Below are 12,790 nucleotides of genomic sequence, written 5' to 3'. Positions count from 1 at the left end.
AATGAACTCATTAAAAAAATAGAGAGAAATTGTTTTAATCCATTTCCTGAAGATGCTTCAATAATCCATCCGTGAATTTCTTTTGAAGTTCTGTAACTTCTTTCGAATCGTAGAGATCCAGCCATTCCATTGGGTCTTTTTCCAAATTGTAAAATTCACCTGTTATAATGTTGTCACGAGTATAATCGTTCATGTTTTCCTTACGATTAAATACTAAAATCAGTTTATGTGTGTTGGTGCGCCACATAAATGCGGCCTCTCCTTTGCGTTCATGAAGTGCAGAGAAACTGGCGGTTCTGTTATTGTTTGCGAAAAGGTTTTTTCCAGGTAATGCCCTCTCTGGTGTAATGCCCGCCAAATCCAATAGGGTAGGCATGATATCAATATTTTCAGTTGGTGTGGAATTTACCGTATTTTCTTTAGTTGTATCAGGCAAAGCACTTCCTGCCAAAATCATAGGCACTCTTACACTAGGATCATATAAATTATATTTATTAAAACGGTAATAATGTTCCCCTAGCATCTCTCCATGATCGGAGGTATAAACAATAATAGCGTTATCCAATAAGCCTTTGTCTTTCATTGTTTTTAATGTGCTTCCCATCATATCATCTATCCAGGTCACGTTGGCATAATAGCGCATAGTCATGAGTTTCCATTCTTCTTCAGAAGCATTTTTCCAATAAGTTTCATAGAGTCCTCTTCTATTTACCCCAGCCGAATGTGGTGAGTAGTCCTTCTCCCAAGGTGGCTGTTGCGCATACTTCATGCTGTCTAAATCATACATATCTTCATAGCCTTTTGGGATATTATGACCAGCATGGGGTTTCATATAGGAGAGATATAAGAATAATGGCCTATCATCATTTCGGTTTTCAATATAATTGATGGTCTGTTTGGTAACCCATCCATCGCGATGATCCTCTTCAGGTAACTTACTGGTAAAACCCAAATAACCAATATTGTTTTCTTCTCCCGGACCCATGGCTTCGATTTCAGCATCATACCGTACTTTAGCTTCGGGGTTCATTTCTTGCATACTCATAGCCCCTTTTTCTGGAATTTCGGATACATATCTTGTTTCAAATCCGCGCGTATCTGTCTTATATTTTCCCCAATGTGTTTTTCCGAAACCAGCCGTTTCATAGCCTGCATCCTTAAAATATTGTACCATGGTTTTCCCTGGCATTAATGAATCTTGGACGCCACCACTATTTGTATAGACACCTGTTTGATTGGGATACAATCCAAACATGATTGAGTTTCTACTAGGAACACACATAGGTGCTTGACAAACTGCTTGACTATATAAAATACCACTTCTAGCCAAACTATCTAAAGTAGGTGTTATTACTTGGGGATTTATCATTCCTAATGCATCATAACGGTGTTGGTCATCCATTATAAAAATAATGTTTGGTCTTTTTGCTTGATATTTCGGTTTCATGGTTGCTGTCGAATCGAAATCCTTACAACTTACTATATAGCACAAGATTGTTATATAACACAGTACCCTTTTTATATTCTTCATAAAATGATAAATTATCTCGGTTGTTTGCTTTCCTGAATTTTAAAATGAAATAAAAAAGACTCCTCCCTCCTGCCTCTTTTAACTTTTTTAGCTTCTCTCTTCTCTTTATTCTATCCTCCTACTTTTATTTGTCTTGTCTTAATCTCCAACGGGTCATCAGCCAGGTCCCCTGAATCCGCTCTCCAACTTTCAAGTGCATTTTTTAGCTCTTGCTGTTTTTCTGCATGCTCTTCTGTCCCAGCGAGATTGACCAATTGGCCTGGGTCGTTATCCATATCGTATAATTCTTCAAAGGGCCGGCCTGATTCCAATAGTTTTAAAAGTTTATATTGTACAGGGTGCGAATCTTTGGCATCCAAGGTCGCTTGATAGCTGCGGTTTCCCCAAGCTTCTTCAACCCTTAAATCGGCAGGAAGTTCATGGGATTTTTGATGCATCAGGTTTTGGATATAATAAAATCGACCATCAAAAATAACCCGACTTGGGTAATGTTCAACGCGGGGAGGGCCATGGGAATTATGTTCACCAAATACATAATCCCTGTCCGAAACTTTTTCTTCTTCACCTGTAAAAATGGATTTTAAAGATTTACCCTGAACAGTTTCAGGAATTTCAATTTTTAAATAATCCAAAATCGTTGGCATGATATCGATATGTGAAATCAATGCATCAGATATTTTACCACTCTCAAGCCCTGGGCCGCTCGCCACATAGGGTACGTGCAAGCCCGCATAGTAGGGCGATGCTTTTGCTCTGTGGTAGGGCTCGCCTTGGTCACCAGTAAAAATAATCAGAGTATTTTCTAACAGTCCCTTTTCCCTAAGTGTTTCAATGATGCTTCCTGCACAAGCATCGGCCAATTGTACGGAGCCATAATATTTTGCCAGATCCTCTCGCATTTTTGGTGTATCGGCCAAATATTCAGGCACGGCAATACTATCTTTGTTTGGAAGAAAATTTGGAAAATCGTCCATATGTTTATCTAAATTTCGATGTGGTGGAGCAATATTCGTTTGGAAAAAGAATGGCTTATCTCCCGCTTCAAAAATAAAATCAGAAATGACCTTTTTAAAATCATTGTGATTATTCTGAATGGCGTTTCTGCCATTATAAGGAAATTTCCACGGTGGACTCATATGAAACTTTTGGGTTATTGCCGTATAATAACCGTTATCTTGAAGCACTTCAGGAAGTGTCTTGATGTATTCATGAATCCCGACCTTATCTATTCTAGAGCCTTCACGAGTAAATTCTTTATCATCATCAGACAGTTCTGGCGTAATCGTATTTCTCCAATGCCCGTTGGCATGCGGATACATACCCGTCATGATTGAACTTCGACTTGGCGAGCATGATGGTACAACAGCAAAGGCATTTGTAAACAAAATTCCGTTCTTTGCCAAGGCATCTACATGAGGAGTTGAAATCTCTGGCGTTCCTAAGGCTGAGAGATGAGCACCTTGATCATCAGTCAAAATCAGTACGACGTTAAGGGGCTTCTTTACCTCGATCTCCGCAACTTGTTTCTCCTGCTCCTTACAAGAAAATGATATGAGAAATAATAGAACACAAAAGGATATCAAGATATTAGTCTTCATTATACAGATTATTTAAATTAACTCCATTCAAATAGTTTAATCTTTATGCACTTTAAAATTTATCAAAGTGTGCTAAAAATAAGTTAAGGTTCTAATGTTTCCATCCTGTACAGTACTGTTATCGGGCATATTAATACTAGTTTTCTTAATGAATAAGAAAACGGCTTAAAGTTTTTATTCATTCTGGGAATGTAAAATTAATGTATCAGCATTGTACAGGATGCGTTTAAAGGGTGTAGTTTTGACCTTGCATACTTTTATATTTCATTTACAAGATTATATGATTTAATGCATTGAGATAAGAATCATCCCAATTGATTGAGTTGAACCTTTTTGAGATAACTTAAAAATAAATCGAAATACTACTTATATTGGAGTTTGAACCTAAACGGAGGCTGCCTTCTTTAAGTAGCTTTTTTTAAAATAAATAAAAAAGGTCCAAGTTAAATAGTCTTTAAATTCCCATCTTTCCCTTGAACCATAAACATTCAAAAATAAATAATTCCGTGCCATTGAAAATCGATGAACTAAGAACCGAATATCGAAAAAATCCCTTGGGTTTGGATATCCCAATTCCCAGATTTAGCTGGGTTTTAATTGGAGAAGGAAGAAACAGAACCCAGACTTCTTATCGTATATTGATTGCTACTTCTAAAGAAAACCTCTTAAAAAATACAGCGGATGTTTGGGATAGTGGCAAGATTTCTTCCAATGCCACCAACCAGATTGTCTATGATGGAGTTTTGCTGGAATCAAATACAACGTATCATTGGAAAGTTAAGGTTTGGGATGAAACAGACCGGGAATCCGAATGGAGCGAACCAGCTTTTTGGTCTATGGGACTGTTGAAATTTTCCAATTGGAAGGGTGCCTTCATCGGGCACGATGTGGGACACAATACATTGGATAAATATGATAGTTTATATCTGCCTCCAGCAAGATACCTGCGCAAGCCATTCGTTTTAAATAAAAAAATAAAAAAAGCAACGGTATATGCAACCGCTTTGGGTTTATACGAATTGCACATTAATGGAAAAAAGGTAGGGGATGCAAACTTTCTACCTGGTTGGACGGATTATGATAAGCGCTTATACTATCAGACCTTTGATGTTACCGACAGTTTGCTTGAAGGCGAAAACGTCATAGGAGCAGTCATTGCAGATGGATGGTATGCGGGTTATGTGGGCTATGCACTCTACCTTAGGCTGGATAAGGTCAGGGAATTCTATGGGGTCAATCCATCGTTTATGGGCCAGATTGAATTAGAATATGAAGACGGAAGCTTTGAAATTATAGCGTCTGACGATACTTGGAAAGTCGACCAAGGACCTATTCGGGAAGCGGACATCCTTATGGGCGAAACCTACGATTCCCGATTGGAAAAAACGGGTTGGGATGCTTCAAATTATGATGATAGCGATTGGCACTATCCAATAATGTATCCTTTCCCAAAAGGAAAACTGCAGGCACATCCTGGCACCTTGGTCAAGAATACCGAACGTCTAACGCCTCTCAATATTACGGAACCTGTTCCCGATACCTTTGTTTTTAATTTGGGAAAAAACATCGCTGGTTTTGCACTCTTAAAGGTGCAAGGACCAAAAGGAACCAAAGTAAAGCTTCGATTTGGAGAAATACTTAAAAAGGACGGCAACATTCAGACCGATAATCTCCGTGAGGCCAGAGCGACGGACACTTATATTTTAAAGGGAGACGGCATCGAAACTTGGCAACCTAGATTTACCTATCACGGCTTTCAGTATGTTGAAGTTACGGGATTGCCAGAAAAACCGACAACTGATACCATCACGGGTATCGCATTAAGTTCCATTGAGACCAATGCAAGTACGTTTAGTTGTTCTAATGAGATGAACAATATGCTCTTTAAAAATATAAAAACCACAGAGAGTGCCAACTTTTTTGAAATTCCCACCGATTGCCCCCAACGTGATGAACGTTTGGGTTGGACCGGGGATGCCCATATATATGTGCGCTCTGCCACCTATAATGCGGATATCGCTGCCTTTATGACCAAATTCTTGGTAGACCTAGAGGATTCCCAGCTTTGGTATGGGGCTTATCCTAATTTTGCGCCTTTCCCATTTTCAAGGCAGCATCAATATTCCCCAGCATGGATGGATGCCGGCATCATTATTCCCTATACAATGTACAAAGTCTACAATGACACCCGCATTTTGGAATACATGTATAAGGGCATGGAAAAATTCATGCAATTTCAGGAGGATGCAAGTTCAAATTATCTTAGACCTGAAGGCGGGCGAAATTGGGGCGATTGGCTTTCCGTAAATGAAGATACCAGTAATGACTTTATCGCGGCTTCATTTTACGGCTACGACGCCTTATTAATGGCAGAAATGGCAGGGGTCTTGGGTAAAATAGAAAAAGCACTCAAGTACGCAGAACTATTTGAAAATATTCAAAAAGCTTTTTCCGAAAAGTATATTTTAGCAAACGGCCATACGACTGAAGACACCCAGACCAGTTATGCCTTGGCCCTATATTTTGATTTATATCCTGTAGATATAGCCGAAAAGGGAGCTGCTCGTTTGGCCGAAAAAATAACAAATAACGGATTTAAGTTCGCAACTGGTTTTTTGGGTACCAAACACGTGATGTTGTCCCTCTCTAAATATGGACATAACGATGTGGCATACAAAATATTTCAACAGACCGAATATCCAAGTTGGGGCTACTCCATAGAAAACGGTGCTACCTCAATTTGGGAACGCTGGAACAGCTATACCAAAAACGATGCTGTGAATTCCGATATCAATGCCAGAATGAATTCTTTTAGTCACTATGCTTTTGGTTCTGTCACACAATGGATGTTTCAATGCGCACTCGGCATCGATTCTGAAGATTCTGGCTACCGGAATATTATTATAAAACCTGCAATAAGTAAAGACATGGGGTTTATGAAGGGAAGCTATAAAAGTATCAACGGGATTATTTCTTCAGCATGGGACTGGAAGGAAAATACATTAATCATGGATATTGGCATTCCTGTAAATACCAAAGCCAAAGTTTTTATTCCTTCCAACAATGTTTCAACTCTCAAAGAGAGTAATATATCTATTTTAGAGTTACATAATATCAATATATTAGAAGTGAATGATAAAGAAACGGTGCTTAAAATTGGGTCTGGTCACTATTCATTTAGTATAAGATTCGAAATGTGACAACAATAGAATTAGAAATTCCCTTACCTACTAGGTATTGATAATATTTGATAACTATACCACAGTCTTAACAATTCTATGATAATTAATCTTTTATGTTATAGATAGAGTACCCTTAACAGGTCAGTACAGGATGCTGTTTCAGGACTATAATTCTACATTACATTTTTATTTGATACTTGGTGGAGCATATGTTTAAACCCATTTTTGTCCACATATTTGTTCGCTTAAATATAAAATATTAAACATTCTAATCAATGGATTGCTGAGTTCAACTAACCTTAAATAACCAGATATGGCCACCATTTTAAAAAAGGAAATTCCGACAAAGATGCGTGACATAATGGCCTATGCATCGGGCGATGGTGTGACCTCCATAATGCTGAATTCCATTTTAAACTTTGCCATGTTGTATTATACCCAAGTCATAGGTCTTGATGCAACATTGGCGGGACTTGCCATAAGTATTTCTATTTTTTGGGATGCGGTTACAGATCCGATTATGGGATATATTTCGGACAATACCAGAAGCAAATGGGGCAAAAGACATCCATACATGCTATTGGGCGGGATTTTATCACTTTTCTTTTTTACCCTTCTTTGGCTTGTCCCAGAAGGTATGGAAAGTGAATATGCTATATTCGGGTGGCTAATGGGTTTCAACCTTCTGATGAGAACGGGTATGACCATTTTTCTTGTACCTTATAACGCCCTTGGTTTTGAAATATGCACGGACTATGAAGGACGCTCTAAAATTCAAGGGGTACGTTTTGCTTTTGGTATGTTTATTAACATATTAACAGCTTTTAGTTGGGTTCTATTCTTTCAAGATACAGCAGAAGGGGCCATAAAATCAACTGCAGTGGCAGATAATTATGTGTCATTGATAATCGCTTGCTTGGTGTTAGGTGTTATTCTATTAGCTATTGTAATGTTTACTACACGAAAATATGCTAAAGATACCCGTGATGAGCCCAAGGGTAATGGTGGCATCGGTAATATGTTCAGGGAAATTGGACATACCTTAAAAGACCCGTTGTTGCGTATGGTTTATATCATGACAGTGGTAGGTATCACTTCAGCCGCCTTTGTGGGAAGTGTACAGATTTATGTGTACGAGTTTTTTATGGAGTTTTCTAGTGTCGAAAAAACCGTGGTGCACTCCTCAACGATGGTAGCATTTGCAATTGGCTCTCTTGTGGGAAGTGCACTTGCCAAACGGATTGAGAAAAAAGGTGCCATCCTCTCAGGCATTTCCCTTGGTCTGATCGGAAACATTTTGCTCTGCGTGCTATTTGTGGGTGGTTTTGTTTCTAAGGATTTTGCCCCATTTGAGCTGTTCGGATTGGAATTCTCAGGTGGCATGTTGACATTTATGGGCTTTCATGACCTCTTCTGGTTAGGGGTCGGTACCATGATTCCAACGTCGTTTGCCATGGTTGCCGATGTTTCGGAAATCGGAAAAATCAAAACAGGCAAACTTCGAGATGGTTCTTATTCCGCAATGCTAAGTTTTGTGTTTAAAGCATCACAATCGCTCGGAGTGTTTTTCTCAGGATTTGTATTGACCCAGATGGGGTTTGAGGCGGCTCAGGAAAGTTATTCCATGGAAACGATGGAAAAAGTAACCTTGGTAGGATTTTTATCCGCTGCGGTATTCGCTGCAATAGCGATAATACCTGTTTGGAAATACCCAATCACAAAGAAATACTTGGAACGTTTTCGAAGTGGAGAGACCATTGAATAGTTATTCTATTTAAACTTGAAGTTATACTTCTCGAGTACGGTAGTAAACAATTATTTTTGTACAAGCTGATAGTTGTTTACCAAAACCGAAGCTGAGATTTGAAGTAACCGCTCTAATTCTCTTATCATATCTACAGTCAATCGCTTTTTGCGGTTTAGAATTTCAGATACTCTACTTTTTCCTCCAATTATTCCAACTAAGTCTTTTTGACGTAAATTCATTTCTTCCATACGAATTTTTATAGCTTCGATAGGGTCGGGTGCCTCAATAGGATAGTACTCATTTTCGTAGTTCTCGATCAGCATAGCAAGTATTTCCGCTTCGTCTCCATCTTTTGAGTCGATTGGCGCGTCAAAAATTACTTCAAGGCGTTCAAGTGATTTTTGGTAATCGCTTTCTGATTTAATAGGCTTCAAATCCATAACTATTTATTTAAATCAAGTTTGCATCTATTTTATCATAATCGGCATGTGTACCGATGAATCGAATAAATGCCCATTGTCTTTCGTAATTAAACTTAACGATTAATCGATATGAATTTCCTTTGATATTGAAAACTACTCGACCATCTTTAAGAATACTCGCATTGATATAAGTTTCTTTAACATCATTCGGGGAAAACCACTTCGCATTTTTTGTTGTATTGTACCAAGTTTTTAAATACTGTTCGGAATCTTCATGTTTTTCCCAAAATTTACGAAGTGTACTTTTTGCAACTATTCGTTTCATTTGTTCAATTATAAAACAAAAATAATAAAAGTTCTCAAATATAGAACTATTTATTTACAGGTTTTGATTTGATAAGTGTTTTCCAATTCTAGTATTTGAGCCTTAAGGTATCAGGCATCGCAGTAGGCACATACATATCCCCCGACCCCCGATCGCCCTGCGGTTGGTAATGAGGACTTTCAGAAGTACTTTCTGGTTGGTAATCAAGGTTTCCACCTTCGGACTTCCACCATTCCAACCAATCTTTTTCAAGTTCTGAAACCTTGGCGGGATTTTCATTTGCAAGATCGTTAGTTTCCAAGGGGTCTTTTGTATTGTCATACAATTCCCATCCGTTGCCATCTATTTCCAGCAAGCTCCATTGTTCCGTTCGGATGGCACGGTTGTCGATAAATTGGAAATACATAGGCGCATCCCGTTTCCAATCATCTCCTTTTAAAAGTGGGAGAAATGATTTTCCTGCGAAAAAATTATTACTTTCCTTATTGTTTGAAGATTTTAAACTACCCGAAACCTCTAAAATAGTGGGCATAATATCCACCACATGTAGTGGTTCCATATGTATACTTTTATTCTTCTCTATGGTCTCAGGCCACCAAGTAATTGCTCCAGTTTTAACACCACCACCATGTTGACTGATTTTATAGAGTCTTTTGGGGGCAACACTAGCGTATGCCCAACCTGTACCTGGTTGATAGTTAGAACCGGCATCGCCAGGCAAAAGTCCTTTATCGAGCATAGCAGCATCCATGACGGAAAAGGAATCCGTTCCATTATCACTTAGAAAAATTACCAAGGTTCTTTTATCTTGGCCATTGGCTTTTAATGCTGCCATGAGCTGACCTATACCTGTATCCATGCGCTCTACCATGGCTGCATAAACCGACATCCTTAAATCTTCAAGGTCTTTCTGTTGAGGCGTTAAGGAATTCCAAGCAGGTAAATTTTCTGGATAGTCCGGCAAGGGTGTTTCAGGCTGAATTAAATCCATTTTAATTTGATTCTCAATCCTGGCCTCTCTTACTACTTGCCACCCCTTTAAATAAGAGCCACGATATTTCTCGATATCTTCTTTGGGAGCTTGTAAAGGATTATGTGGTGCTTGATAACTTAGATAAAGAAAGAATGGCTGGCTAGGATCATTTTTATTTACAAAATCCACTGCATTTTTACTGAACGCATCGGTACTGTAAAATCCGTTATCGAAATCATCATATTTTTCTTTATTTAAACGGTAATCAGGACTGCCATTGAAGTAGCTTGAAAAGCCTCCTAAAAATCCAAAAAAGTGGTCAAAGCCTTTATTGTTTGGTTCGCCCTTTAAGTGCCATTTACCAATCAATCCTGTTCTATACCCATCCTTTTTTAGAACTTGCGCAATATTGCTTCCTTTTTCAATTCCAAAACCGACCCTTGGCCACCATTGCCCTGTAAGCATTGAGGCTCTAGAAATAACACACATACCTGCATTATGCATATTAGAAAGCCGAACGCCTTCCTGAGCTAATTCATCCAAATTTGGTGTAGATATTTCGCCACCATAACTACCGATGTCACTATAGCCCAAGTCATCGGCAACGATTAAAATAATGTTGGGTCTTGGTTCGCTTTTGGTATCGCTCGTTTGCTCTTCCTGTTTCTCTTCACAACCTAACAGTATTAAACCTAGGAGTACAATAAAAAGAAAGTTTACTGGGCGATGTATTTTTAAATTGAATTCAAAAGGCCGCAGCCGTTTATTACCTCTCATAGTCTGGATTTTAAAATTCATTCTTTGTCAGTCTCGCCCTTCTCACCAATTTCGTCGGTATAACGGATCTCGTCCCAATCATCGATACCAATGATGTCCTTGTACGGATCATACACTTCATCTTCCTTATCCGTGCCAAAAGCTTGGTACACTTTCCAAACGGGTTTGATGCCGCCTGGATCTTCCTCATCATCGGGGAAACGACGGAGCCCAATCCGCAAACCACCTTCCTGACGGTTATCTTGCCAGTTGTGGTATTGAAAACCATCTATTCCATCCAAATACTTTATTTTTTTCATGGCATAGGCCATACCGGCAGCCTGCTCCAACAGATCTTGCTCGCTGTATGTCGGGGAATTTGTTCCGTTCTCAGAAAGGTAAACGAGACGTTTGGTCTTTCCCTTAAAGCGCGCTTCAGGTCGTTTTACCCAAGCATCCAATACCTCGGTATTTTTAAAGGTTATCAATTTTGTATCAAAATCGAAACTCACTTTTTCATCTAACCAAGTTTTTGGTTCTCGCAAGGATTCGGGGTATGGGTGCTGTGCAATGGCCCATTCAAAGTCGCCTTCCGCCTTTGAAAATTGTAAAAGTTGTTCCAACAGTTCCTTGGAATGATAAAACTTGGGATTGGAGGTCCAATTCCAATAATGTGTAAGGGAAATAAATACTTTGGAGTTTGGGTTATACTTACGTGCTATATTGTGCAACATGCGCATGGATTTATGATAAAGATCCATAAATACCAAGGAGGACTTCTCTCCAGCATTGGTCCAAACCCATCCTGCATCGACTTCGTTATGAATAATCCAATGATGGATCCGGCCATATTTTTTATCGGGTCTGGTATAGCGATTTGCCAGAAAATCAAGTACGGCCGCATAGTATTGAACACCTTCCGGACTGGTTAAATTGGGCATACTGTAAATACCTGCAGGGTCACAATCTGGATGCTGAAGGATGGCACCGATTTTAGGATCTGTCGCCTTTGATGCCTTATCTACCAACAATATCGCAGATGCTTCTATATTTCTTTCCGCAGTAGAAAGAAATGTTTTGTCGTGCTCAGCTATCGATTTTTTATCGGCATAATAGGTTTTTCCCATATACTCAAATGATATATTCTCTGGGGAAGGTTCAGAACGCAAGAAACGTGTGACCAATATATTTACGGTTACACTTGTGATTCCCAAGTCGTCCAAGTCTGTATAAGGGGCTTCACGATCTGTACTGTAGCCGCCCAAGCCTTTCTTTGTTGAAGGTTTTACAAACGGATAGATGTATTTTGGAACAATGGAATCGGCATAACGAGCATGGGATGCGGGCGTATAGTTCTGCCCATTTTTTTCTACAACTATCCATTTGGAAAGTACACGGTCTTGATTGAAACCATGTCGTTTTACAAAACGATCGATACTCATTTTGAAATTGCTCCCTTCCGATTTTAATGGTATCAAATATTCATAGCTTTTAAGTTCAGTAGCATTTTCATAAGTACTGACCTCGGCGATGAATAAATTTTTCATTTCTGAAATTTTCCCTGTTAACTCAATTTTATCATCTGTTACTAAAACATTTAAAATATGATTATGAAAATCTTTATCTAAATATGTTTTTAGATTATTTTCAAAAACAAGTTCCAACTTTTTCTTTGCATCTTTTTGGGCATCAATTTCTGCTTCACGTTCAGTTTGAGGTCGAAGGACTAAATTCTTTATTTGAATTTTTAAATCGGGAGCGGCACCAAAATCTAATCTTAGGAAATCCCCCTTTTTTCCCCAGTTCTGAATTTGTTCAGATAAATCTATTTTAAACTCCACCCATCCTTCAGTAGAGCCAACATCTCCAATAATTTCTGGACCAACACCTTCTTTCATCGGAAAAAAGTGAACCTCAATAAAATCTACACCTGTTGGACAAAAATATTGAAAGGATAATTGGTTTTTCTTCTTGTCCAAATCTGACGATAATTTAGAAGTAAATACGTAAGGGTCAGATCCCGTTGTGGTGATATCATAGATTGATTTATCTATGATTTTTAACGCTACATCGTTGGTGTCATCTTGAATTACTGTTAATGGCAATTGAGCGTTTTGTCCGTATATTGACATGGACAGTATCAAGAATAGATATATTGCAAATTTATTCATAGCTATAGATATTTATAATGGATTTTAAATATACAATGAAGCATATTGGAAGCCATCCTGTTGAATGCTGTTTCTGAACACTATG

The 12,790-nt window shown here is 38.6% G+C and carries 8 protein-coding genes; 2 read left to right on the top strand and 6 right to left on the bottom strand.

What is annotated here, in order from left to right:
• Positions 1-34 precede the first annotated feature (34 nt).
• Both FAF07_RS13000 and FAF07_RS12995 read right to left on the bottom strand, forming a co-directional pair.
• Entirely contained in the window at positions 35-1,531 is a 1,497-nt protein-coding gene (locus tag FAF07_RS13000; protein WP_142785509.1) for a sulfatase family protein, read from the bottom strand.
• A 110-nt stretch (positions 1,532-1,641) separates the two neighbouring features.
• Positions 1,642-3,129 (bottom strand): sulfatase family protein, encoded by a 1,488-nt coding sequence (locus FAF07_RS12995; protein WP_142785508.1) that lies wholly within the window; start codon positions 3,127-3,129, stop codon positions 1,642-1,644.
• A 506-nt stretch (positions 3,130-3,635) separates the two neighbouring features.
• On the opposite strand from FAF07_RS12995, the gene FAF07_RS12990 reads away from it, so the two are divergent.
• Both FAF07_RS12990 and FAF07_RS12985 read left to right on the top strand, forming a co-directional pair.
• Positions 3,636-6,329, top strand: a complete 2,694-nt coding sequence (locus FAF07_RS12990) for an alpha-L-rhamnosidase (RefSeq protein ID WP_142785507.1) — start codon at positions 3,636-3,638, stop codon at positions 6,327-6,329.
• Between the two features lie 295 nt (positions 6,330-6,624).
• Positions 6,625-8,076 carry an MFS transporter gene (locus FAF07_RS12985; RefSeq protein WP_142785506.1) on the top strand — a complete coding sequence of 484 codons (1,452 nt, stop codon included), beginning with the start codon at positions 6,625-6,627 and terminating at the stop codon, positions 8,074-8,076.
• Positions 8,077-8,126: 50 nt separating this feature from the next.
• Here the strand turns inward: FAF07_RS12985 and FAF07_RS12980 are convergent, their stop codons facing one another.
• From FAF07_RS12980 to FAF07_RS12965, 4 genes are all read right to left on the bottom strand, one after another.
• Positions 8,127-8,498: a helix-turn-helix domain-containing protein gene (locus FAF07_RS12980; protein ID WP_142785505.1), complete on the bottom strand. Its 372-nt coding sequence runs from the start codon at positions 8,496-8,498 to the stop codon at positions 8,127-8,129.
• Positions 8,499-8,508: 10 nt separating this feature from the next.
• Positions 8,509-8,805 carry a type II toxin-antitoxin system HigB family toxin gene (locus FAF07_RS12975; RefSeq protein WP_142785504.1) on the bottom strand — a complete coding sequence of 99 codons (297 nt, stop codon included), beginning with the start codon at positions 8,803-8,805 and terminating at the stop codon, positions 8,509-8,511.
• A gap of 88 nt (positions 8,806-8,893) precedes the next feature.
• Positions 8,894-10,555, bottom strand: coding sequence for an arylsulfatase (locus FAF07_RS12970; RefSeq protein ID WP_185956432.1), 1,662 nt, complete (start codon positions 10,553-10,555; stop codon positions 8,894-8,896).
• Positions 10,556-10,572: 17 nt separating this feature from the next.
• Entirely contained in the window at positions 10,573-12,705 is a 2,133-nt protein-coding gene (locus tag FAF07_RS12965; RefSeq protein ID WP_142785502.1) for a DUF5722 domain-containing protein, read from the bottom strand.
• Positions 12,706-12,790: the final 85 nt, after the last annotated feature.

Source organism: Changchengzhania lutea (assembly GCF_006974145.1).
Classification (GTDB): Bacteria; Bacteroidota; Bacteroidia; order Flavobacteriales; family Flavobacteriaceae; genus Changchengzhania; species Changchengzhania lutea.
The sequence above is the reverse complement of the archived record's forward strand: the minus strand, read 5'-3'. Positions and strand labels throughout refer to the sequence as shown.

What these genes read in the sequence shown, in the direction of transcription:
- FAF07_RS13000 (WP_142785509.1), bottom strand. Translation starts at nt 1,531, where the DNA reads ATGAAGAATATAAAAAGGGTACTGTGTTATATAACAATCTTGTGCTAT.
- FAF07_RS12995 (WP_142785508.1), bottom strand. Translation starts at nt 3,129, where the DNA reads ATGAAGACTAATATCTTGATATCCTTTTGTGTTCTATTATTTCTCATA.
- FAF07_RS12985 (WP_142785506.1), top strand. Translation starts at nt 6,625, where the DNA reads ATGGCCACCATTTTAAAAAAGGAAATTCCGACAAAGATGCGTGACATA.
- FAF07_RS12980 (WP_142785505.1), bottom strand. Translation starts at nt 8,498, where the DNA reads ATGGATTTGAAGCCTATTAAATCAGAAAGCGATTACCAAAAATCACTT.
- FAF07_RS12975 (WP_142785504.1), bottom strand. Translation starts at nt 8,805, where the DNA reads ATGAAACGAATAGTTGCAAAAAGTACACTTCGTAAATTTTGGGAAAAA.
- FAF07_RS12970 (WP_185956432.1), bottom strand. Translation starts at nt 10,555, where the DNA reads ATGAGAGGTAATAAACGGCTGCGGCCTTTTGAATTCAATTTAAAAATA.
- FAF07_RS12965 (WP_142785502.1), bottom strand. Translation starts at nt 12,705, where the DNA reads ATGAATAAATTTGCAATATATCTATTCTTGATACTGTCCATGTCAATA.